Consider the following 23,450-nt stretch of genomic DNA (forward strand, 5'->3'; position numbering starts at 1 on the left):
GGCACCTTCGGCAACGAAGACTTCCGCCATGGGGAAGCTGATCGAGGAATTCCGCAGGGGCTGGCAGGGCGCAGCGCCGCCATCGCTCGGCCTGAGCATCGCCTTTGCGGTGGCGTGCCTGCTGCTCGCGACCCTGGCGCGCTGGGGCCTCGCGCATGTGCGCCCCGACGTCTTCTTCTCACCGTACTTTCCGGCCGTGTTCTTTGCTGCCGCCTTCGGCGGCCTGCGGATCGGTGTCGTGACGGCGCTGGTCGGCGGCGTGCTCGGCGTCGTCGTGAATTTCGGCGATGCCTATGCCGATCGCGCGCGCTTCGCGCTGCTGACACTCTATTGGGGCGTGTCCGCGCTGACGATCTGGGGCGTCGAGCACTATCGCACCATCCTGGCCGAGCAGCGCCGGATCTCCAGACGCCTGATCGAGGAGGAAGATTATCGCAAGGTGCTGGTCGAGGAGTTGCAGCACCGGTTGAAAAACAAGCTGTCGACCGTGCATGCCGTGCTGCACCAGGTGCTGCACGATGAGCCTCAGGTCTGGGCCCGGATCGACCCGCGGCTCCGCTCGCTGGCGGCAACCGACGACCTGATCTCGCAGGTCGACAAGGCCGGCTGCGACATCCGCGACCTCCTGATCTCGGAGCTCGGCCCTTACGGCCATGTCCGCTTCACCCTCAATGGCGAGCGGCTGTTCCTGCCGCCGAAGCTTGCGGTGACGCTGTCATTGATGTTTCACGAACTCGCCACCAATGCCGGCAAATACGGCGCGTTCTCCTCGCCGCGCGGATTGTTGCAGGTATCGTGGACGGTCAGCGACGATCGCCTCACCATCACCTGGGATGAAACCGAAGGACCGACCATCGGTGAGATCTCGGCGCCCGGCTTCGGCACCAAGCTCCTGAAATCGGCGCTCTCGGCCTTCGACGGCAAGACCGAGGTTTCCTATTTGAAGACCGGACTGCATTGCATCATGCAGTGTCGCATTCCCCGGAATGGGTGACGGTGGTTCACCTCTCCCCGGTGGGGGAAAGGTTGTCGACAAGCCATCTCGCGACTGGTTGCCAGAAACGAAACAGGTCCGCGCAGTCCGCGCACGCTTGCGCATGCGCTGTTGACCTTCTGTTAATGACGATCGGCGGCGCGCCTGGGATCATCGCAGGTTTCTCGCAAAACACCCCCGTATTTCTGCGGACCCCTTAACCAAAGCTAAGAGGGAACTGCGCATGATCGCGCCCATTGCGGACGCGCGCTGAACAACAAGATTCATGGCTTCTATGAACGACAATGCATATAGCGGCGCGAATGAAGCCGAACTCGGATTTCTCAAGGAAATCGTTAGAATGCTGCCTGCCGGCCTGACCGTGCAGGACGCGCAGGGCAAGCTTCTCCTGATCAACGATGTCGCCGCCGCCCAGCTCGGCATGGACGGCAGCCGCCCGTCGCCGGATCTCACACGACGCCGCGAAGCCTGCGAGCGCGCGTTCAAGGCGGGACAGCCTGTCGTCTCCGAGGAAGCGCTCCAGGACGGCGCCGCGCGTCAGGTGCTGCTGACCACCCATCGGCCGGTCCAGCTCGCCGGCCGCGAGCTCCTGATCTCGGCCTCTGCCGATATCACCGAACAGAAGAATTTCGAGGACCAGCTGTTCCGCTCGGCCTATTTCGACGAGCTGACCGGCCTGCCCTCGCGACGCGTCATCGAGCATCGCGCCTCGAGCCTGCTCTCCCGCGGTCGCGGCGATGACCGTTTTGCCCTCGCCTTTCTCGATGTCGACAATTTCAAGCACATCAACGACTATTACGGCCATGCCGTCGGCGACGCGCTGCTGGTCGAGCTGTCGAAGCGTCTCGGGCGCGACCTGCGCGAGTCCGACATGCTGTCGCGCATCTCCGGCGACGAATTCCTGTTGCTGCTCTCCCCGATCCAGAGCCAGGAGGAAGTCGCCGAATTCATGCAATCGACGCTGGAGCGGCTGACCGCACCGTTCTTCATAGGCAATTCGGAAGTGTTCGCCTCGACTTCCGTCGGCGTCAGCCTCTTTCCCAACCATGGAAGCAGCTTCGAGACGCTGCGCCAGAACGCCGACATCGCGATGTACCGCATCAAGAACAATGGCAAGGGATCCGCGGCCTTCTTCGATTCCAGCATGGAGCGCGAGGCGCTCGCGCGGATGAAGATCGAGCAGTCGCTGCGGCAGGCCATCCTCGAGAAGCGTTTCTGCTGCGCCTTTCAGTCCAAGGTCGACATCCGTACCCAGAAAGTAAAGGGTATCGAGGCGCTGGTACGCCTGCGCGACGACGAGGGCGTGATCCAGGCACCGGGTTCGTTCATCAACCTGGCGGTCGAGCTCGGGCTGATCGACGAGCTGACCCATCTCGTGCTGGCTGAGATCGTCAAGTCGATCGACCTGATCAACGACACCTTTGGCGCGGACGCGACCATCAGCATCAATGTCGCCGCCAAGCAGGCCGGCAATCCCGAATTCATGCACGATTTTGCGCGGGCGCTGGAGAACACCGGCTTTCCACAGAGATTCATGATCGAGGTGACGGAAGACGCCTTCGTCGCCAAGAATCATTTCCAGGACGAGATCCTGCCGATATTCCGCAAGCTCGGCGTCGGCATCTCCATCGACGATTTCGGCACCGGCTATTCGTCGTTGTCGGCGCTCGCCGACATCACTGCCGACGAGATCAAGATCGATCGCTCCTTCATCACCGACATCCATAAGCGGCCGCGCAGCCAGGGCATTTTGCGCGCGATCGAATCCCTCAGCGAGGCGCTTGGCATGACCGTGATCGCCGAAGGCCTGGAATCCTACGAGGAGCTCGCCTATCTCCAGGCAGCGACCAAGATCCGCTACGCGCAGGGCTATTATTTCGCTCGCCCGATCTTCCTCGAAGAGCTGAAGCTCGCCACCCCCGCCTCCAGCGAATCCCGCGCCAGCGTGTCCGCCCGCCCGATGCAGCAGAACCGACAGGGCTATTCGCGGGCGAGCGGGTATCGGCGGTAGGGGCGCGGCGGCGCGGCACCCACCGCTGTCATCCCGGGGCGCGCAAAGCGCGAACCCGGGATCCATCACCACAGGCAGCAGTTGCGGTGCGAGATGCCCAATCCGAGTCGTCGTCAAACGACTCCCGTGGGTATGGGTCCCGGCTTCGCTTCGCGCCCCGGAACGACAGCATTCTCTGATCTCGCTCACCTGCCATTTCCCCTTTGAAATCACAGCCCTTTTGGTAATACACAGGCGGACCTCCCGAGGCACGTCATGGCCCACATCTCCCCCGACGTCAGCGATCCCGCCTATGTCCGCGCGCGGGCGATGGTGACGCTGTTCGAGCGGCTGGAGCATCTGTGCGAGGGCGCGATCGCCATCGATCGCGGCGGACGCGTGATCTATGTCAACGAGAAGTACCTCGCTTCGCTCGGGATCAAGCACACCTCCGAGGCGATGGGGCGGCCGGTCGAGGAGGTCATTCCGAACAGCATGATGCGGAAGGTCGTCGAAACCGGCGAGCCGATCCTGCTCGACATCATGGAGCTCGGCGGCGAGCAGCTGGTCGTGACGCGCATGCCGATCGAGGACGAGAGACGCAACGTCATCGGAGCGATCGGCTTCGTGCTGTATGACCGTCTCGAAAGCCTCAAGCCATTGCTTGCGCGCGTCGCCCAGCTCAAGAGCGATTTGCGGCTGGCGCGGCGGCAATTGTCCAACGCCCGCGCCGCGCGCTTCACCTTCGCCGACTTCGTCGGCAGGACCCCTGGAATCGCGCAGGCCAAGGAGCTCGCAGGCCGTGCCGCCCGGCAAAACGTCACCGTCCTGCTCACCGGCGAGACCGGGACGGGCAAGGAGATGCTGGCGCAGGCCATTCACAATGCCTCCTCCCGCGCCGAGAAGCCGTTCGTCAGTGTCAACGTCGCCGCGATCCCCGACACGCTCATCGAATCGGAATTTTTCGGCACCGCGCCGGGCGCCTATACCGGCGCCGATCGCAAGGGGCGCGAAGGGAAATTCCGGATTGCCGACGGCGGAACCCTGTTTCTCGACGAGATCGGCGAGATGCCGTTGCAATTGCAGGCCAAGCTGCTGCGTGTTCTGCAGGAGCGCGAGATCGAGCCGCTCGGATCGGACAAGATCTCGAAGGTTGATCTACGCGTGGTCGCCGCCACCAATGTCGATCTACGCAAGCGCGTCAGCGACGGCACCTTTCGGCCCGACCTTTATTACCGCCTCAACGTGCTCTCGATCGACCTGCCGCCCCTGCGCGACTGTCTTGACGATCTCCCCGACATCAGCGCCCGGCTGCTCGAGGATATCAGCGCCTCCGGTGATCATGTCAGCGCCAAGATCACTCCGAGCGCGCTGTCCGTGCTTGCCCGCTACGATTGGCCCGGCAATGTCCGCGAGCTTCGCAACGTTCTGGAACGCGCTCTGATCCTGAGCGATTCCGGGCGGCTGAGCGGTGACGATTTCGCCCGTATCCTCCCCGTCGGCACGGATGCGAGGCCGGCTGCGACCGCGCGGGCCGCCGGCCCCGTGCTGCCCTATGCCGAGGCGGAGGCGGAGTTCGAGAAGCAAACGCTCGAGCAGGCGCTTGCCGCCAGTAACGGTCAGATCTCCGAAGCCGCCAAGCTGCTCCAGATCTCGCGCGCGACCTTCTACAAGAAGCTCGCCAAGTTGGGCCTCGCCTCGGGGCCCGCGTCCGTCTGAGTTTCAACGGGAAGTCGTCATGCCCGGGCTTGTCCCGGGCATCCACGTTCTTTGTGCGGCGTGGCAAGAGGAGGATGGCCGGGACATAGGCGAGCGGAAGCGACCCCGTCCTTCAGACCGCCAAGCCCGGCCATGACGATGTTGCGGATTCAATGCCCCAAGCTCCCGCCCATATGCGATCCCCCTGGTCTGAGTTTCGAGACGGAGACTGTCCGGAGTCTCAGACTCCGGACATGCTGTTCAGCGCTCGTTCCTGGCGCGAGTGCAGGAATTGCCGGGATTTCAGCCAGTTTGCTCTACGGTGTCGCATCTGGCGCGGCCCTTGCTTTTCGCTTTGCACAATGACGCATGACGCACATGCGCATTCGCAAACAGGGAGGACGCCAGATGAGTGGAGCGATCACCGTCAATGAACTCGGGGCCAAGCAGCCGTCGCATGTCACGGTCGCAACTGCGAGCCTGATCGGCACGGCCATCGAGTGGTACGACTTCTTTCTCTACGGCACCGCGGCGGCGCTGATCTTCAACAAGCTGTTCTTTCCGACCTTCGATCCCATGATCGGCACGCTGCTGGCGTTCGCGACCTACGCGCTCGGCTTCATCGCACGCCCGCTCGGCGGGGTCGTGTTCGGCCACTACGGCGACAAGATCGGCCGCAAGACCATGCTGTATCTCACGCTGCTGATCATGGGCGCGGCGACGGCGGCGATCGGATTCCTGCCGACCTACGATACCGCCGGCATCTGGGCCGCGGTCCTGCTCGTCACCTGCCGCCTGGTCCAGGGTTTTGGCCTCGGCGGCGAATGGGGCGGCGCCGTGCTGATGGCGGTCGAGCACGCCCCCGAGGACAAGAAGGGCTTCTACGGCAGCTGGCCGCAGCTGGGGGCTCCACTCGGCCTCGTGCTCGGCACGCTGGTGTTCACGGTGGTGTCCTCGACACTGAGCGACGCGCAGCTCTTCGCCTGGGGTTGGCGCATCCCGTTCCTGGTCTCGATCGCGCTGGTGCTGGTCGGCCTCTGGATCCGCTTCACCATCGCGGAATCGCCGGAGTTCCAGAAGGTCAAGGACACCAAGCAGGAGGTGAAGATGCCGATCCTCGAGGCTCTCAGGATGTATCCCAAGAACATCCTGCTCGCGATGGGCGCCCGCTTTGCCGAGAACGGCTTCTTCTACATTTACGCGACGTTCGTGCTCGCCTTTGCGACGCAATCGCTCGGCATGAACAAGCAGGACATGCTGAACGGCGTCCTGATCGCGGCTGCGATCGAGACCTTCACGATCCCGGCTTTCGGCGCGCTGTCCGACAAGGTCGGGCGGCGGCCGATCTATATTTTCGGCGCGGTGTTCTCCGCACTGATGTCGTTCCCGCTGTTCATGCTGCTGTCGACCAGGAACCCGCAACTCGCCTGGATCGCAATCGTGCTCGGCCTCGCCATCGGGCATGCCGCGATGTATGGCCCCCAGGCGAGCTTCCTGTCGGAGCTGTTCGGCACCAAGGTGCGCTATAGCGGCGTCTCGCTCGGCTACAACCTCGCCTCGATCTTCGCCGGCGCGCTGTCGCCGCTGATCGCGACGGGCCTGATGACGGCCTACGCGCCGGCGACCTGGCCGATCTCGCTCTATATGATCGCGCTCGCGATCATCACTGTAGTCTCGGTCTATTTCGCCACCGAAACCCGCAAGGTCGGCTAGTTTCGAACGAGCCGATCGCAAATGATGGAGCGGTCGCCGCAAGGCCGCTCCTGATGAGACCAACATGGGAGGACACGCCGTGAGCCAGCACCCAGCCTTGGCTTACCTGCCCAATTCCGAAAAGGGCAAGATCGTCACGGCCGCCGAGGCCGTGATGCTGATCCGCGACGGCGACACGGTCGCCACCGGCGGCTTCGTCGGCATCGGCTTTGCCGAGGAGATCGCGGTGGCGCTGGAGGAGCTCTATCTCTCCAACGAGGGCGATGCGCCCTACACGCAGGGCAAGCCGCGCAATCTGACGCTGGTCTACGCCGCGGGCCAAGGCGACGGCAAGCATCGCGGCCTCAACCATTTCGCCCATGAAGGCCTGGTCCGCCGGGTGATCGGCGGGCATTGGGGCCTTGCCCCGAAGCTGCAGCAGCTCGCGATCGCCAACCAGATCGAGGCCTACAATCTGCCGCAGGGCGTGATCACGCACCTGTTCCGCGACATCGCGGCCCACCGGCCCGGTCATATCACCCGCGTCGGCATCGGCACCTTCGTCGACCCCAGGCATGGCGGCGGCAAGCTGAATGCGCGCACCACCGAGGACATGGTGGAACTGATCACGCTGCGCGGGGAGGAATGTCTGCTCTATCGGACCTTCCCGATCAATGTCGGGATCATCCGCGCCACCACAGGCGATCCCGATGGTAACCTCACCATGGAGAAGGAAGCGCTGACGCTGGAAGCGCTGGCAATCGCCATGGCCGCGCACAATTCCGGCGGCATCGTCATCGCCCAGGTCGAGCGTGTCGCGGAGAGCGGCAGCCTCAATCCGCGTCAGGTCAAGATTCCCGGCGTGCTGGTCGACTGCGTCGTCGTGGCCCAGCCCGAGCATCACTGGCAGACCTTTGGCACGCAGTATAATCCGGCTTATTCCAGCGAGATCCGAGTGCGCGCGGCATCGCTGCCTGACATGCCGCTGAGCGAGCGCAAGATCATCGCGCGCCGCGCGGCCTTCGAGCTTAAGGCCAATAGCGTCGTCAATCTCGGCATCGGCATGCCCGAAGGGATCGCCTCCGTCGCCAACGAAGAGCGCATCATCGACCTGATCACGCTGACCGCGGAGCCCGGCGTGATCGGCGGCATTCCCGCGAGCGGCATCGATTTCGGCGCGGCGATCAATACCCAGGCCGTGATCGACCAGCCCTATCAGTTCGATTTCTATGACGGCGGCGGGCTGGATGCGGCCTTCCTCGGGCTCGCGCAGGTCGATCGCACCGGCAATCTCAATGTCAGCAAGTTCGGGCCGAAGCTGGCGGGCGCCGGCGGTTTCATCAACATCAGCCAGAATGCCAAGGAGGTCGTGTTCGTCGGCACCTTTGCCGCCGGCAGGCAGCGCATCGCCGTCAACGACCGGCAGCTCACCATTATCGAAGAGGCGAAGTCGCGCAAATTCGTCGATCACGTCGAGCACGTGACCTTCAGCGGCCCGTTTGCTGCCGCGCGCGGGCAGCGCGTGCTCTACGTCACCGAGCGCTGCGTCTTCACGCTGCGGCCCGACGGGCTCGAGCTCACCGAAGTCGCGCCCGGCATCGACATCGGGCGCGACATCCTGCGCCTGATGGATTTCACGCCGCTGATCCCGCGCGAACCGGGCCTGATGGATGCGCGCATCTTCCGCGACGGCCCCATGGACCTGCGCGAACGGTTGCTGACCATCCCGCTCGACCAGCGCTTCACGCTCGATGCGGACCAGAACCTGTTCTTCATCAACCTCGAGCGCTATCCCTTGCGCAGCAACGCCGAGATCGACGAGATCGGGCGGATTGTCGCGGCGAGGCTCGGCCCGCTCGGCCGCAAGGTTTACGCCATCGTCAATTATGACAACTTTTCCATTCTGCCGGAGCTGCTGGACGACTATTCAGCCATGGTGCGCAGCCTGGTCGACCGGTTCTATTCCGGCGTGTCGCGCTACACGACCTCGGGCTTCCTCCGCATCAAGCTTGGCGAGGCGCTCGAACGGCGTGGCGTCGCGCCGCATATTTTCGAAAGCGCTGAAGAGGCGCAGTCGGATTGGCGCCAGATCCAAGGCGCCGCCTCCGCTACCGACGCGCAACACGCGCCGTGGCTGGCTCAAAAATGATGCGGCCGCCGCATGCACAACATCAGCCGGAAGGTCGAATTGCAATGTTCGTCAGGCTGTGCAAATCGCTATTGCCCAAAAAATCCGAGACAGGAGGGACCATCGTGCGCCGATCACTCATCATAACAACAACCATTATCGCCGCCGCCGCGGTTACCTCGGCGCGCGCCGACGACCTCAAGATCGGGCTGATCTACGGCAAGACCGGTCCGCTCGAGGCCTACGCCAAGCAGACCGAAACCGGCCTACAGATGGGCTTCGAATACGCCACCAAGGGCACCATGACGATCGACGGTCGCAAGATCGTCATCATCACCAAGGACGACCAGGGCAAGCCGGACCTTGCGAAGACGGCGCTCGCCGAAGCCTATCAGGATGACAAGGTCGATATCGCGGTTGGCACGACCTCATCGGCCGCGGCGCTGGCGATGCTTCCGGTCGCGGAAGAGAACAAGAAGATCCTGGTCGTAGAGCCTGCGGTCGCGGACCAGATTACCGGCGATAAGTGGAATCGCTACATCTTCCGCACAGCGCGCAATTCCTCGCAGGACGCGATCTCGAACGCCGTCGCGATCGGCAAGCAGGGCGTCACCGTAGCGACGCTGGCGCAGGACTACGCCTTCGGCCGCGACGGCGTCGCCGCCTTCAAGGAGGCGCTGGCCAAGACCGGCGCGACACTCGCCGCCGAGGAATATGCCCCGGCCAACACCACAGACTTCACCGCGGTCGGCCAGCGTCTGTTTGATGAGTTGAAGGACAAGCCGGGCCGCAAGGTGATCTGGGTGATCTGGGCCGGCGCCGGCAATCCGCTGGCGAAGCTCCAGGACATGGACCCGAAGCGCTACGGCATCGAGCTCTCCACCGGCGGCAACATCCTGCCGGCGCTCGCGGCCTATAAGAGCCTGCCGGGTATGGAGGGCGCGACGTATTACTACTACGACATCCCGAAGAACCCGGTGAACGACTGGCTCGTCGCCGAGCACCAGAAGCGCTTCAACGCCCCGCCTGATTTCTTCACCGCGGGCGGCTTTGCGGCTGCGATGTCCATCGTCACTGCGGTCAGCAAGGCCAAATCGACCGACACCGAGAAACTGATATCGACGATGGAAGGCATGGAGTTCGACACGCCGAAGGGCAAGATGCTGTTCCGCAAAGAGGACCATCAGGCGCTGCAGAGCATGTATCACTTCAAGGTCAAGGTCGATCCGAACGTTGCCTGGGCCATCCTCGAGCCGGTCCGCGAGCTGAAGATCGAGGACATGGACGTTCCGATCCGCAACAAGCGGTGAGCTGTCCACCTCTCCCATAGGCAGAGGTCGGCGCGAAGCGCCGGGTGAGGGATACCGCCCTCTCGTGGGACCTGAGCCCCCTCACCCGATTTTGCTGCGCAAACCGACCTCTCCCCGTTGGGAGAGGTGTCACAACCAGCGACGAATTTGGCTTCAATGACGCTCTCCCTCGAAACCCGCGACCTCACCATCCGCTTCGGCGGGCATGTCGCGGTCAACAACGTCAGCTGTACGTTCCGTCCGGGCGAGCTCACGGCTATCGTCGGGCCGAACGGCGCGGGCAAGACAACCTATTTCAACTTGATCTCGGGCCAACTGCGCGCCTCCGCTGGCCACATCCTGTTCGATGGCACCGACATCACGCAGCACTCCGCGCCGCTGCGGACCCGTGCGGGTCTCGGGCGTGCGTTCCAGCTGACAAATCTGTTTCCGAACCTGACCGTCGAGGAGAACGTGCGTCTCGCGGTGCAGGCTGCAAGCGGCACCCACTACGACATGCTGCGGCCCTGGATGGTCCGCCGCGATCTGATCGCGCGCGCCGATGCCATCCTCGACCAGGTCGCGCTCGGCAATCGCCGCGGTGTGGCCGCGACGGCCTTGTCGCATGGCGACCAGCGCAAGCTCGAGGTCGCGCTGATGATCGCGCTGGAGCCCAAAGCCTTCATGTTCGACGAGCCGACCGCGGGCATGAGCATCGACGAGGTGCCCGTCGTCCTGAACCTGATCGCGCAGCTCAAGCAGGACAAGAGCAAGATCATCCTGCTGGTCGAGCACAAGATGGACGTGGTGCGCTCGCTCGCCGACCGCATCATCGTGCTGCATAACGGGCAGCTTGTGGCCGACGGGCCGCCGGCGGACGTCATCGCTTCGTCGATCGTGCAGGAAGCGTATCTCGGCGTTGCTCCCAAGAGTTCTGCAGAGGGTGCGGCATGAGGGACCTCCTGAAACTCGCCGGCGTGCACACCCATATCGGCCGCTACCACATTCTCCAGGGCATCGACTTCGCGGTGCCCGAGGGGCAGGTCACGATGCTGCTTGGCCGCAACGGCGCCGGCAAAACCACGACGCTCCGCACCATCATGGGCCTGTGGCAGGCCTCCTCGGGCGAGATCACGATGAGCGGTGAGCGCATCGAGAGCCGCGCCACGCCCGACATCGCACGGCTCGGCGTCGGCTACGTGCCCGAGAGCATGGCGGTGTTCTCCGATCTGACCGTCAAGGAAAACCTCGTCCTCGCCGCCCGCGACGCAGAGATGGATGACAAGCAGCTGGAGTGGATCTTCGGCTTCTTCCCGGCGCTGCGCCGGTTCTGGCTGTCGCGGGCCGGAAGCCTCTCGGGCGGACAGAAGCAGATGCTGTCGATCGCACGCGCGATCATAGAGCCGCGCAAGCTGCTGCTGATCGACGAACCGACCAAGGGGCTGGCGCCCGCCATCGTCATGGCGCTGATCGAGTGCCTGAAGGAGATCAAGCGCAACGGCGCGACCATTCTCCTCGTCGAACAGAATTTCTTTGCCGCCCGCGAGCTCGGCCACGGCGTGCTGGTCATGGACAACGGCACCATCGTCCATCGCGGCGAGATGGCGGCGCTCGCCGCTGACGTGCAGCTGCAGGAGCGGCTGCTCGGCCTGAGCCTGGAGGCACATCAGTGACTGAACTCACGGCATCAGATCCGCTGCCGAAACCGAAGCGCGACATCGCGCCGATCCTGCTGCCGGTCGCGCTCGCGCTCCTCACCATCCCGCTGGTCGGCTCGCCCTCGACCTGGCTGACGCTGACGGCCGCAAGCCTCGCGATGGGCATGATGATCTTCATCATGGCCTCAGGGCTGACGCTGGTGTTCGGCCTGATGGACGTGCTGAACTTCGGTCACGGCGCCTTCATCGCGGTCGGCGCCTATGTTGCGACGCTGGTGTTCGCGCCGTTCGTGGCCTCGGTGCAGGCGGATTCGCTGTGGGTGAACCTGGCGGTGCTGGCGCCGGCGGCGCTGCTGTCGATGGCGGTGTCAGGCGCGCTCGGCCTGGTCGTCGAGCGCGTGCTGATCCTGCCGGTCTACGGCCAGCATCTGAAGCAGATCCTGATGACCACGGGCGGGCTGATTGTCGCCGAGCAGACGCTCTATGCGCTGTGGGGGCCGCAGATCATCCCGATGCCGCTGCCGGCGTCGCTGCGCGGCTCTTTCATCCTCGGCGACGTCGCGATCGCAAAGTACCGCGTGCTGGCGATGCTGATCGGGCTCGCGGTCTTCCTCACGATCCAGCTGGTGCTCAATCGCACCAAGCTCGGGCTTCTGATCCGCGCCGGCGTCGAGAACCGCGAGATGGTCGAGGCGCTCGGCTATCGCATCCGGCGGCTGTTCCTCGGCGTGTTCATGACCGGCTCGGCGCTCGCCGGCCTCGGCGGCGTGATGTGGGCGCTCTATCGCGAGCAGGTCCATGCCTCCATGAGCGACGAGCTGACGGTCCTGATCTTCGTCGTCGTCATCATCGGCGGCCTCGGCTCGATCGGCGGCTGCTTCATGGGCGCGATCCTGGTGGCGATGGTCGCCAACTATGGCGGCTTCCTGGTGCCGAAACTCGCCCTCGTCTCGAACATTCTGCTGATGGTCGCCATCCTGATGTGGCGCCCGCGCGGCCTCTATGCGGTGACCAGCCGATGATGATCCTGTCGGGCGATCCGCCGCGCAGCCGCGTTCTTACACTCGTTCTCGTCGTCATCATCCTGGCGCTGGCTGCGACGCCGTTCCTGTTTCCGGGGGCCAAGGCACTGAACGTCGCGGCCAAGATCTGCGTGTTCGCAGCGCTTGTGGCCTCTTACGACCTGCTGCTCGGTTACACCGGCACGGTCTCGTTCGCCCATACCATGTTCTACGGCATCGGCAGTTACGCGATCGCGATCGCGCTGTACGGCATGGGCCCGAGCTGGGCCGCCGTCGCAACCGGGATCGTCGTCGGCCTGCCGCTGGCCGCGCTGCTTGCGCTGGCGATCGGCCTGTTCTCGCTGCGGGTGGCCGCGATCTTTTTTGCCATGATCACGCTCGCGGTCGCCTCCGCCTTTCAGGTGCTGGCCTCGCAGCTGTCCTGGCTCACCGGCGGCGAGGACGGGCGCAGCTTCCAGCTGCCCGAGCTGCTGCGCCCCGGCACGGTGCTGATCCCCAAAAGCGCCTTCGGCTTCGAGATCAACGGCCGCATCCTGACCTTCTATCTGGTGTTCGCCGTCTCGGCCTTGATGATCCTTGCGCTGTTGCGTGTGGTGAACTCGCCGTTCGGTCGGGTGCTGCAGGCGATCCGCGAGAACCGCTTTCGAGCCGAGGCCCTCGGCTTCCGCACGGTGTTCCACCTGACCTACGCAAACTGTCTGGCGGCCCTGGTCGCCGCCAGCGCCGGCATCCTGAATGCGCTGTGGCTGCGCTATGCCGGTCCGGACACCTCACTCAGCTTCTCCATCATGCTGGACATCCTGCTGATGGTGGTGATCGGCGGCATGGGCACGATCTACGGCGCGATCATCGGCGCCACCATCTTCATCCTCGCCCAGAACTACCTGCAGTCGCTGATGGGTGCCGCCTCGAAAGCGGCGTCCGAAGCCGGCCTGCCGCTGCTGCCGGGGCTGCTGCACCCGGACCGCTGGCTGCTCTGGCTCGGGCTGCTGTTCATCGCCAGCGTCTATTTCTTCCCCACCGGCGTGGTCGGACGGCTGCGCCGCGGCGGCAGCGCCAAGCAGCCGGCCGCTTCCCATTAAGCGTCGCTTCACGATGCAATGCAGCGATGGTCAGGATAATCGCGCAATCACCAGGCGATTGCCGCCTGGCTTGGTTCCGAGGCGACAACCGGATTAATCCTTAGCTAACTGGTTTTCCTAATCCTTACGCCATTTGTGCGGTGTATTTCTGTCCCTCAGGGGGGAGGAGATGCGCAACGTATTTTCCGAGACGGCAGCCCGACTGGCGCAAGCCGCGAAGGCTAGCTGGGACGCTGCCTTGCGGCGTGGCCCGGTGCTATGGCTGACTCTGTCGGGCATGCTCCTCGTCGCCGGGATCTTCGCGGCGACCGCGATGGCAGTCGGCGACTTCCGTGAACGCGCGCTCGTCAACAACGAGCGCGAGCTGGAAAACACGATCCTCCTGCTGACCCGTCACTTCGACCAGCAGTTCGAGGATTCGGAGTCCGTCGCCGCCGACCTGATCGCGCAGATGAACCTGGCGGGCATCACCTCGCCCGAGATGTTCCGCGAACGCATGACGAGCGACGACGCACACCGCATGCTCGCGAACAAGGTCAGTGCCGTGAACTATCTCGGCGACATCGCGATCTATGACATCAACGGCGACATCATCAACTGGTCGCGAAACGAGCCGCTGCCCAAGATCAACATCTCGTCGCGAGCCTACTTCCAAACCTTCAAATCCAATCCCGAGTCCGAGCCGGTGCTGCTGGAAACCGTGAAGAGCTTTCTCCTCGGCAAATGGACCACTGTGGTTGCGCGCCGCCTGACCAATCCGGCGGGCGAACTCGTCGGCGTCATGGTGCGGCGAATCGATCCGGGCAGCTATCAGAAATATTTCTCATCGCTGGCGCTCGGAGACGGCGCTGCCATCTCGCTGTACGACCGTGGCGGCATGATGCTGGCCCGCCATCCCTACGCCGAGGAGCTCGTCGGCAAGAGCTACGCCAGCGGACCGCTGCTGCAAAAGATCGTTGCAGAGGGTGGTCGGCAGACCCTGCGGATCGAGAAGAGTCCGACGGATGGTCAGGGGCGCCTCGGTGCAGGGGCGCGGCTCCAGCATTTCCCGATCATCATCATCGCAACCAATACGATGGAATCGGCGCTTGCGGATTGGCGCGAGCAAACGCGGTTCATGGTCACAACCGCGACGCTTTCAGCGGCCGTGATCGCGCTGATCCTGTTCCTGATCATCCGCCAGATCAACCGGCAGAACCGCGAGGCCCAGCAGAGGCTGGAGGCCGAACGCCTGCGGCTCGACACCGCGCTCAACAATATGTCGCAAGGGCTGATCCTGCACGACGCCGACGGATATATCGTCACCTGCAATCGCCGCTATGTGGAGATGTTCGGGCTTTCCCATGATGTCATCAAGCCCGGCTGTCACATCCAACGGGCGATGTACCATCGCCAGGAGCGCAACGCGTTCAGCGGCAACGTCGAAGAGTTTTGCGCCGACGTCCTGAGGGAAGTCGCCGAAGGCAAGGTCGCCGTAAAAACACATGAACTCCCGAACGGCCGCGCCTTCCAGGTCATCAACACCCCGCTCGCGCAGGGCGGATGGGTCGCCACGATCGAGGAGATCACCGAGCGGCGCAATCTGGAGCAGGAGCGCGACCGCAACTACACGTTCCTCCGCGAGATCGTCGATCATATCCCCTCGCAGATTACGGTGAAGGACGCCCGAACACGCCAATATTTGCTGATCAACCGCACGGCGGAAGAGCAGTTCGGCCAATCGCGCGAAACCGTGGTCGGCAAAACTCCCTTCGACATCTATCCGGGTGACACCGCAAGGGAAGTCACTGAAGACGACAGCAGGGCGTTGCAGATGACCGAGGGCTTGTTCAGGGACGAACATGCCTGGACGAGCCTGACCATGGGACCGCGCTACATCACCTCGACCCGGATCGGTATCCGCGACACGTCCGGCGAGCCGCGCTACCTCATCAACGTCGTCGAGGATGTCACCGAGCGCCGGCGCGCCCATGACAAGATCGCGCATTTGGCGCATTACGACGCGCTGACCGACCTGCCGAACCGCACGCTGTTCCGCGAGCAGATCGAGCGGGAGCTGACAAAGGTCGCGGACGGCGAGCGGTTCGCACTGCTCTATATCGACGTCGACGAATTCAAGGGCATCAACGATTCGCTTGGCCACCATGTCGGCGACGAGCTCCTGAAGGCCATCGCCGGCCGCATCCGAGCTTGTCTCAAGTCCGGCGATCTGATCGCTCGGCTCGGCGGCGACGAGTTTGCGGTGATCCAGACGGGAATCGAAACGGCCGCTGACGCGCTGTCTTTCGTGACAATTATCCATGAGGCGATCCGCCGCCCCTATCATTGCCTCGGCCACCAGCTCTCCACCGATGCCAGCATCGGCATCGCGCTGGCGCCGCAGGACGGCGCCGACCTTGACCAGCTCATCAAGAACGCCGATCTCGCGATGTACGGCGCCAAGGCCGGAGGGCGGCGCACCCACCGGTTCTTCGTGCCGGAGATGGATGCGAGCGCCAAGGCCCGCCTCACGCTGGAGCAGGATTTGCGCCAGGCGCTGGTCGAGGGCGGCTTCGAGATTCACTACCAGCCGCTGGTCAACCTGCACTCGGGCGCGGTCACCGGCTGCGAGGCGTTGCTGCGCTGGCGCCATCCCGAGCGCGGCATGATCTCGCCGGCCGAGTTCATTCCGATCGCGGAGGATACCGGCCTGATCAACGAACTCGGCGACTGGGTGCTGCGCACTGCCTGCAACGAGGCCGCGACCTGGCCGGCGCATGTGCGCGTCGCGGTCAACGTCTCGCCGGTGCAGCTCAAATGCGACACGCTGGCGCTGCGGATCGCGGGCGCACTCGCCGCCTCCGGCCTCGCGCCGCACCGGCTCGAGATCGAGATCACCGAGGCCGTTCTGATCCGCGACGACGAGGCGGCGCTCTCGATCCTGCATCAGCTCCGCTCGATCGGCGTGCGCATCGCGCTTGACGATTTCGGCACCGGCTATTCCTCGCTGAGCTATCTGAAGCGCTTCCCGTTCGACAAGATCAAGATCGACCGCTGCTTCGTCGCCGACATTGCCGATCCCGGCGGATCGCCCGTGATCGTGCAGGCGGTGGTGAACATCGCCTCCGCGAGCAACATGACGACGGTTGCCGAAGGCGTCGAGACCGAAGCCCAGCGCGAAATGCTGCGCGGGCTCGGCTGCACGGAGATGCAGGGCTATCTCTTCAGCAGACCCAGGCCTGCGATCGAGGTGCGCGGCTTGTTCGGCCCTGATGACTGCATGCTTGTCGCGGCGGTGGCCTGAGATGACAAAATCTTCCAAAATCGTCGGCGTCGCCGATTCCTACGCCGTGCGCCTGATGCAGCATCTGGTGGTGCCGACCTTCGTGATCGACCCCAAGCGTCGCGTCGTGATCTGGAACAGGGCTTGCGAGCGGCTGACGGGCGTTGCCGCTTCCGAGGTGATCGGCACCACCAAGCACTGGCAGGCCTTCTACGAGACCAAGCGCCCTTGCCTTGCCGACCTCGTGGCGCAAGACCGCCCCGAACAACTGCCGGAGTTCTATTCGGAATACACCGCACGCGGCCACAACGGGCTCGGCTTTTCCGCGGAGAACTGGTGTGTGATGCCGAAGCTCGGCAGCCAGCTCTATCTCGCGATCGACGCGGGTCCCATCCATGACGAGGCCGGCAATCTCATCGCCGTGGTAGAGACGCTGCGCGACCTCACCGACCAGAAGCGCGCCGAGATGGCGTTGAAGGAGCTCGCGACCAAGGACGGGCTCACTGGGCTATCGAACCGCCGCTCGTTCGACCAGATGCTGTTGACCGCATGGGGGCGCGCGCAGCGAACGCAGAGGCCGCTGGCGCTGCTGTTCGTCGACGTCGACCATTTCAAGCTGTTCAACGACGAGCACGGCCACCAGAGCGGCGACGAATGCCTGCGCGAGGTCGCGCGCGTCGTGAGCCGCCATGCCGTGCGCCCGCTCGATCTCGCCAGCCGCTATGGCGGTGAGGAATTTGCGCTGATCCTGCCCGAGACGGGCTGCGACGATGCCTGCGTCATCGCCGAGGAGATCCGCCGGGCGGTCATGGCCTTGCGGATCAGCCATGGCGCCCACGGGGCCGGCGAGCATGTCACCCTGAGTGTCGGCGTCGCCAGTCACGTCCCCGGCGAGGTCGACGGCGCCCCTGACCAGCTGCTCGGTGCGGCCGACCAGGCGCTCTATGCGGCCAAGCGGCTCGGCCGCAACCGAGTCGTCTGCTCCGAGCGGGTGCTGGCCGAATTTTCCGGCCTGGGGCGGGACAATATGCCTGACAGCAGTCAAGTTCCTGGCCTGGTCCCGCGCAAATCGGCCTGAAGCGCAGCGATTGTCGCGGCAAGACCGGTTGCCCACCTCCCGCCATTAGGCTAAATGAGGCCTCGTTGCACCCGTAGCTCAGCTGGATAGAGCGTTGCCCTCCGAAGGCAAAGGTCACACGTTCGAATCGTGTCGGGTGCGCCATTTCATCCCACTGCAACCTCGATCTTTTGACCGGCATCGTGCACCGCCGGCGTGACGGACGCAGGCTCAGCACCATCCCCGGGCGGGCCGATCAGGCAGGCAAGCCGATCGCGCCACGTGGGTGAGCGCCAGAGATCGCGAGCCAGTGCCGCCCATTCGTGAAACGCGATGACGACTGGATTGTTGGAGCGCAGCGGCTTCACCAGGCCGTAGTGACACGGCAGGTCGTCGCGCTCGGCGACGAAGGTCCCGAACATCCGGTCGAACACGATGAAGATGCCGCCGTAATTGCGATCGAGATACTCGGCGTTGCAGGCGTGGTGCACGCGATGATGCGACGGCGTGTTGAGCACATATTCCAGCCAGCCGAGTTTCGGAATCCACTCCGCGTGCAGCCAGAACTGGTACAGCAGGTTGATGCCGGCGGCGATGAACACCGGGCCTGGCGCGAAGCCGAGCCAGATCATCGGCACGTAGAAGATCGCCGCACCGGTCAGTTTTCCGGTCCAGCCAAAGCGGTAGGCGGCCGCCAGGTTGAACTCGTTCGAGGAATGGTGGATCGCATGCGTCGCCCAGAACCAGCGAACACGGTGGCTGGCGCGGTGGAACCAGTAATAGGAGAAGTCCTGCGCGATCACGAGCACGATCACCGACAGCGCCCCGTCGAGCGGGACGGTGAACAGCCGGTGGCGCCAGGCCAGATCGACCAGCGGCTGAGCGATACTGAGCGGCAGCAGCGTGTAAACCAGATATTGCCGGCCAAGAGCGTCGGCCAGCGAGGCCCCATAGGCGCGCCAATTGTAGTCCCGCCGCATCACCAGCGCCAGGACGAGCCCCTCCAGCGTCGCGATCGCGATCACGGCGGGAAGGGAGAACTGCAACACTTGGATCAATAGCTTCATGGCAATCTCACATCGGCGGGCTGCCCGCCTGCAGGACAGTGGATTGCACGAGGACAGCGCGCCGGCGCGCCGAAACCTGAAAGACGACTGGCCGATTCCTGCAATAGGCCAGTCAAAATCGCGAAACGGCTAGGTTTCGGCACCGGTCGCGCCGGCAGCACGGGCCCGCCGATACTCGGACGGCGTCACGCCGGTATGCGCCTTGAAGGCGCGATTGAACGGTCCGATCGAGCCGAAGCCGGCATCGAGCGCAATGGTCAGGATCGGCACGGCGGCTTGCGCAGGATCGCCCAGCGCGGCTTCGGCCTCCGCCAAGCGATAGCCGTTGACGAAGGCGCTGAAGTTGCGATGGCCGAGCTGACGGTTGATCAGATGACGCAGCCGGTATTCCGGAATGTCGAGCTTTTGTGACAGTGTTGCGATGCTCAAATCCGGCTCACGAAAGACCTTGTCGCGGTCGAGCAGGCGGCGGAGCGCGGCGAGCTCGGCCGCATCGGGCTCGATGGCGACTGCCGCCGACGGCGGATCTCGCGGGATCGCGACCGGCTCGCTTGCCAGCGTCCTAGCCAGCACCGGCGCAGGAACCAGCGATGTCTCGGCCGAAGCCAGCGTACCCAGCACGGCGAACAGAAAAATCAGCGCCGTCAGGCCGGCCGCGTTGGCGAGGCTGACCGATGCCGCCGAAAGACCCCCGGGCCAAAGCCAATCCGAGCCGATAGTGAACAGCGAGTAGAGCGCGGTGACCATTGCGTACCAGACGCGGAGCCGTCGCCTGTTCTCCACGAGATCAGTCGCGCGCCCCGACAGCACGCTCCAGATACCGAGCAGCAAAAGGGACACCGACAGACAGCTGCGCGCCACATCGACAGACATCGGATGGCTGGACATGTCGATCAGCGCGAACCCCATCAACGCGAGCCCGGCGAGCCAATGGTACCATCGCAGGCGAAAACCATCGACGAAGATGGCGCTCATCGCAATCCAGAACGCCGCCGGCATGCCGGCATTGACGAGATGAACCGACATGCGCAGCGGCAGAGCCAGCACACCGAAGCCCGGCGCCGAATCGACGATATAGGCCGCGATGGTCAAGGCCAGAAATGCGGAATAGCGGCTGATGGGATTACGCCGCGCATCGCGCGCGGCCACCACTACGCGGAAAAGCAGAATGACGACTGCTCCTCCTCGCAGCGCGGCTTCCAGGGTCGACATGCGTTTCAGCGGTCCTGATGAGAGCGTCTTGGAGGAGAAGAAGGCGGTCAGCCGGCATGGGCTTGGTGGTGATCCCCAGGGATTCTGACACGAATCTCAGTCTTTGCGCGCAGCTCCTACTTTCCTTTGAGCGCGAGCGCGCTGGTCAGGTCTCCGAGCGGCTTCTGATCGTGAGCGGCAATCGCCGCATCGCGCACGGTGATGCCGTGCAGGGTCGGCAGCTCGAAGCGGCGCGTGATGAAGCGCAGGATCGAGGTCGTGTCCATCGCCGTGTGGTCGACATAGCCGTGGCGCGCATAGGGGGAGATGATGATGGCGGGGACGCGGGAGCCAGGGCCCCAGCGGTCGCCCTTCGGCGGCGCGACGTGATCCCACAGGCCGCCGTTCTCGTCATAGGTCACGACGACAAGCATATGCTGCCACTGCGGGCTCTTCTCGAGATGTGCGATCACGTCGGCGATATGCGTGTCGCCGGCCTGGATATCGGCATAGCCCGAATGCTCATTGAGGTCGCCCTGCGGCTTGTAGAAGCTGACCTGCGGCAGCTTGCCGTCGTCGATCGCCTTGATGAACTCGGTACCCCCAAGGCCACCGTCGAGCAGATGCTCGGCACGTGCCGCGGTGCCGGGCGCGAAGCTGGCGTAATAGTTCAGGGCCTGGTGGTGATACTGGAAGTTCGGGACCGGTGAATTGTTGCCATGCTCCAGCACGTCCTGCCAGGCGCCGCCGTACCAGGCCCAGCTGACGCGCTTGAGACTGAGCAAATCCCCGATCGTCGGCTCGGTCTGCGGCGGCAACGTCGTCGGCTTCATCGGATCCGCATAAGCCTTGTCGCCATCCTTCGCGGGTTCGTTGCCGCTCGGCTGAAACGGCGGCTGCATGGTATTCACGGCATAGAAATCGGGGGTGAGATTGCCGTCGCTGACGTATTTAGGGATGCCATCCATGGCCGATTTCGGCGAGTTGGCGGCCTCCTTCAACGTCACGCCGTCAGCTTCCACAACGGAGATCGACGGCTTGGCCGGGCTCATGTCGGCCTTGGGATAGGTGGGGACGCAGGCGCAGACCAGCCATTGGTGGTTCAGGAAAGAGCCGCCGAACGCTCCCATGAAGAAATTGTCGGCCAGCGTATATTTCTCGGCAACCTTCCACATCGCCTGCTTCGATCCGTCCCACAGGCTCATCACCAGCGCACCGGAGTCGGCGTGGGCGACGAACTTGTCGTTGCGCCCTCCATCGATCTGCATCTGATTCTGGTAGAAGCGGTGCCAGAGGTCGTGCGTGATGGTGCCGTAGCCGAGCTTGAAGCCCTTCGGATCGTCCAGATAGAAGGGGCGATTGGGCAGATGCTCGGTCTGCGCCTCGGTCACCGGCGGCGTCACACCCTTGGCAGTCAGGCCGCCCCAGACCGGCGGCAATTCGCGGAACGGCTTGCCGTCGCGATCGCGCTGCGTCGTCGTCCGGGCGGACGCGTTCGCAACACCGTTCGCGCCCGGGAAATTGCCATAGAGATTGTCGAAGCTGCGGTTCTCGGCAAAAATCACCACCACCGTATCGATCAGCGTCAGATCGTCGGGAGCATCCTTCCTGGCGGCGGGAGCGTTCCCCGCCGCGAGCGCCGGATCGAACGCACCGATGACCAAACTCGATGCACAAAGGACAATCGCCGATTTCGCCCGCATTCAAAGCCCCCCTGTCTCACCTGATTGATGCTCTCGTTCCATTCGTCATAGCGTGGACGCCCCTCGAAAGCACGGTTTAATCGTCATGACGATGCCTCGCCATAGGCACGGTTGCAACATGCGGATGACGCACTGGGTTTTGGTATCGGTGATTGTCCTCACCGCTTTCGCCCTCGGTCCCGGCAAGGCCCGTGCGGAGATGTCGCGCGCCGAGGCGCGCCGGCAGGCCGAGCGACTCGGCGCGCTCGGTCGGGCCCTGTTTTTCGATCCCTCGCTCTCGCCGTCGGGGAAGCTTGCATGCTCGTCCTGCCACGATCCCGCCCACGGCTTCGGACCGGCCAATTCACGCGCGGTGCAGATGGGTGGTGGCGACCTGCAGCAACCGGGGATGCGAGCCGTCCCCTCCCTGAAATACCTGCAAGCGGTGCCGCCTTTCACCGAACATTTCCACGATTCCGAGGACGAGGCCGACGAAAGCATCGACAACGGCCCGACCGGAGGCCTGACCTGGGATGGACGGGTCGACCGTGGCGCCGATCAGGCGGCAATTCCGCTGCTCTCGAGCTTTGAGATGGGCAATCGGGACGCGTTCGAGGTGGCACGCCGGGTGCTCGCTGCCGGCCACGGCAAGGAGATCGCGGCCATCGCCGGATCCAAGGCAGCTGCCGATCCTGCCACCGTGTACAGGATCGCGCTCAAGGCGCTCGAAGTCTACCAGCAGGATTACCGGACCTTTTATCCCTATTCGAGCAAATATGACGCGGTGCTGGCCGGCGAGGCCGAGCTTGCGCCTGCGGAAGCGCGGGGGCTCGAGCTGTTCAACGCGCCGAACAAGGGCAATTGCGCCTCCTGCCATATCAGCAAACGGGGCAATGACGGCACCCCGCCCCAGTTCACCGATTACGGACTGATCGCGCTCGGCGTGCCGCGCAATCGCGACATTCCCGCCAACAAGGACCCGGCCTATTTCGACCTCGGCCTGTGCGGGCCGCTGCGCAACGATTTCCTGAAGCGCGAGGATTATTGCGGCCTGTTCCGGACGCCGACACTGCGAAATGTCGCGCTTCGCCAAAGCTTCTTTCACAACGGCTCCGTGCACTCCCTGCGCGACGCCGTGCGGTTCTATGTCGAACGCGAGACGCGGCCGGAGCTTTGGTATCCGCGCAAGGCGAACGGCAGCGTCGATAAATATGATGATCTGCCCGAACGGCCCAAGGCCAATGTCAACATGGATGCGCCGTTTGACCGCAGGGCCGGTGATGCACCCGCCTTGACGGCGGTCGAGATCGACGACGTCGTCGCCTTTCTCGGCACGCTGTCCGACGGATATCAACCGGCGAAGTGAAGGGTTCAGGGCCTGCGGCCTCAAGCCGATTTGCCGGGCAACCCGAGCAGGCTTGCGACCACCTCGGCACCCTTGCCCGAAGCGGAGATGTCTCCCTTGTCCCCGACTTCCACGACGGCGCCATTGGAGAAGCTGAGCGACCAGCCATCATCGGCGCCGTTCCGGCGCCGGTCGGTCAGTTCGATCCCGGCTGCGGAAATCACGGCAGTAGCCTTGTCGACGTCCATGATCGTCACCTCCTGCAAGTCGCTTCGATCATTTTGGGTGATGCA

At 64.1% G+C, this 23,450-nt stretch carries 17 protein-coding genes and 1 tRNA gene; 14 read left to right on the top strand and 4 right to left on the bottom strand.

Features of this window, described 5'->3' with window-relative positions; genetic code table 11:
* Window positions 1-28: 28 nt before the first annotated feature.
* From ACVWZ4_RS10625 to ACVWZ4_RS10685, 13 genes are all read left to right on the top strand, one after another.
* Complete coding sequence (locus ACVWZ4_RS10625) at window positions 29-994, top strand: sensor histidine kinase (RefSeq protein WP_456700681.1); 966 nt, start codon at window positions 29-31, stop codon at window positions 992-994.
* Window positions 995-1,268: 274 nt separating this feature from the next.
* Window positions 1,269-3,005 carry a putative bifunctional diguanylate cyclase/phosphodiesterase gene (locus tag ACVWZ4_RS10630; RefSeq protein ID WP_456740258.1) on the top strand — a complete coding sequence of 579 codons (1,737 nt, stop codon included), beginning with the start codon at window positions 1,269-1,271 and terminating at the stop codon, window positions 3,003-3,005.
* A 255-nt stretch (window positions 3,006-3,260) separates the two neighbouring features.
* The gene (locus ACVWZ4_RS10635) at window positions 3,261-4,703 is read left to right on the top strand and encodes a sigma-54 interaction domain-containing protein (RefSeq protein ID WP_456790099.1); all 1,443 of its coding nucleotides are present in this window, start codon (window positions 3,261-3,263) and stop codon (window positions 4,701-4,703) included.
* A 387-nt stretch (window positions 4,704-5,090) separates the two neighbouring features.
* Window positions 5,091-6,395, top strand: coding sequence for an MFS transporter (locus ACVWZ4_RS10640; RefSeq protein WP_456736662.1), 1,305 nt, complete (start codon window positions 5,091-5,093; stop codon window positions 6,393-6,395).
* 79 nt (window positions 6,396-6,474) lie between these two features.
* On the top strand, window positions 6,475-8,523 hold the full coding sequence (locus ACVWZ4_RS10645; RefSeq protein ID WP_456740260.1) for an acyl CoA:acetate/3-ketoacid CoA transferase: 2,049 nt from the start codon (window positions 6,475-6,477) through the stop codon (window positions 8,521-8,523).
* Window positions 8,524-8,627: 104 nt separating this feature from the next.
* The gene (locus ACVWZ4_RS10650; protein WP_456740261.1) at window positions 8,628-9,812 is read left to right on the top strand and encodes a substrate-binding domain-containing protein; all 1,185 of its coding nucleotides are present in this window, start codon (window positions 8,628-8,630) and stop codon (window positions 9,810-9,812) included.
* A 156-nt stretch (window positions 9,813-9,968) separates the two neighbouring features.
* Window positions 9,969-10,745: an ABC transporter ATP-binding protein gene (locus ACVWZ4_RS10655; RefSeq protein WP_456700676.1), complete on the top strand. Its 777-nt coding sequence runs from the start codon at window positions 9,969-9,971 to the stop codon at window positions 10,743-10,745.
* Entirely contained in the window at window positions 10,742-11,464 is a 723-nt protein-coding gene (locus ACVWZ4_RS10660) for an ABC transporter ATP-binding protein (RefSeq protein WP_456700675.1), read from the top strand. Before ACVWZ4_RS10655 ends, ACVWZ4_RS10660 begins: the two co-directional genes overlap by 4 nt.
* A complete protein-coding gene (locus ACVWZ4_RS10665) occupies window positions 11,461-12,471 on the top strand; it encodes a branched-chain amino acid ABC transporter permease (RefSeq protein WP_456790100.1) in 1,011 nt (336 codons plus the stop codon). The genes ACVWZ4_RS10660 and ACVWZ4_RS10665 overlap by 4 nt, the downstream gene beginning before the upstream one ends.
* Window positions 12,468-13,553: a branched-chain amino acid ABC transporter permease gene (locus tag ACVWZ4_RS10670; RefSeq protein WP_456700673.1), complete on the top strand. Its 1,086-nt coding sequence runs from the start codon at window positions 12,468-12,470 to the stop codon at window positions 13,551-13,553. Before ACVWZ4_RS10665 ends, ACVWZ4_RS10670 begins: the two co-directional genes overlap by 4 nt.
* 169 nt (window positions 13,554-13,722) lie before the next feature.
* Window positions 13,723-16,836, top strand: a complete 3,114-nt coding sequence (locus ACVWZ4_RS10675; protein WP_456740262.1) for an EAL domain-containing protein — start codon at window positions 13,723-13,725, stop codon at window positions 16,834-16,836.
* Between the two features lies 1 nt (window position 16,837).
* Window positions 16,838-17,893: a sensor domain-containing diguanylate cyclase gene (locus ACVWZ4_RS10680; RefSeq protein ID WP_456700671.1), complete on the top strand. Its 1,056-nt coding sequence runs from the start codon at window positions 16,838-16,840 to the stop codon at window positions 17,891-17,893.
* Window positions 17,894-17,960: 67 nt separating this feature from the next.
* Window positions 17,961-18,037: transfer RNA gene (locus ACVWZ4_RS10685), tRNA-Arg, on the top strand.
* A 2-nt stretch (window positions 18,038-18,039) separates the two neighbouring features.
* Here the strand turns inward: ACVWZ4_RS10685 and ACVWZ4_RS10690 are convergent.
* The 3 genes from ACVWZ4_RS10690 to ACVWZ4_RS10700 form a co-directional block, all read right to left on the bottom strand.
* Window positions 18,040-18,939: a sterol desaturase family protein gene (locus tag ACVWZ4_RS10690; protein WP_456700670.1), complete on the bottom strand. Its 900-nt coding sequence runs from the start codon at window positions 18,937-18,939 to the stop codon at window positions 18,040-18,042.
* A gap of 129 nt (window positions 18,940-19,068) precedes the next feature.
* Window positions 19,069-20,151, bottom strand: coding sequence for a helix-turn-helix domain-containing protein (locus ACVWZ4_RS10695; protein ID WP_456740263.1), 1,083 nt, complete (start codon window positions 20,149-20,151; stop codon window positions 19,069-19,071).
* A 116-nt stretch (window positions 20,152-20,267) separates the two neighbouring features.
* Entirely contained in the window at window positions 20,268-21,833 is a 1,566-nt protein-coding gene (locus tag ACVWZ4_RS10700) for an acid phosphatase (RefSeq protein ID WP_456740264.1), read from the bottom strand.
* Window positions 21,834-21,951: 118 nt separating this feature from the next.
* On the opposite strand from ACVWZ4_RS10700, the gene ACVWZ4_RS10705 reads away from it, so the two are divergent.
* Window positions 21,952-23,178, top strand: a complete 1,227-nt coding sequence (locus ACVWZ4_RS10705) for a cytochrome-c peroxidase (protein WP_456736672.1) — start codon at window positions 21,952-21,954, stop codon at window positions 23,176-23,178.
* A gap of 20 nt (window positions 23,179-23,198) precedes the next feature.
* Here ACVWZ4_RS10705 and ACVWZ4_RS10710 read toward each other — a convergent pair whose 3' ends face one another.
* The gene (locus ACVWZ4_RS10710) at window positions 23,199-23,405 is read right to left on the bottom strand and encodes a hypothetical protein (protein ID WP_456740266.1); all 207 of its coding nucleotides are present in this window, start codon (window positions 23,403-23,405) and stop codon (window positions 23,199-23,201) included.
* Window positions 23,406-23,450: the final 45 nt, after the last annotated feature.

This window comes from Bradyrhizobium sp. USDA 4472 (assembly GCF_054058595.1).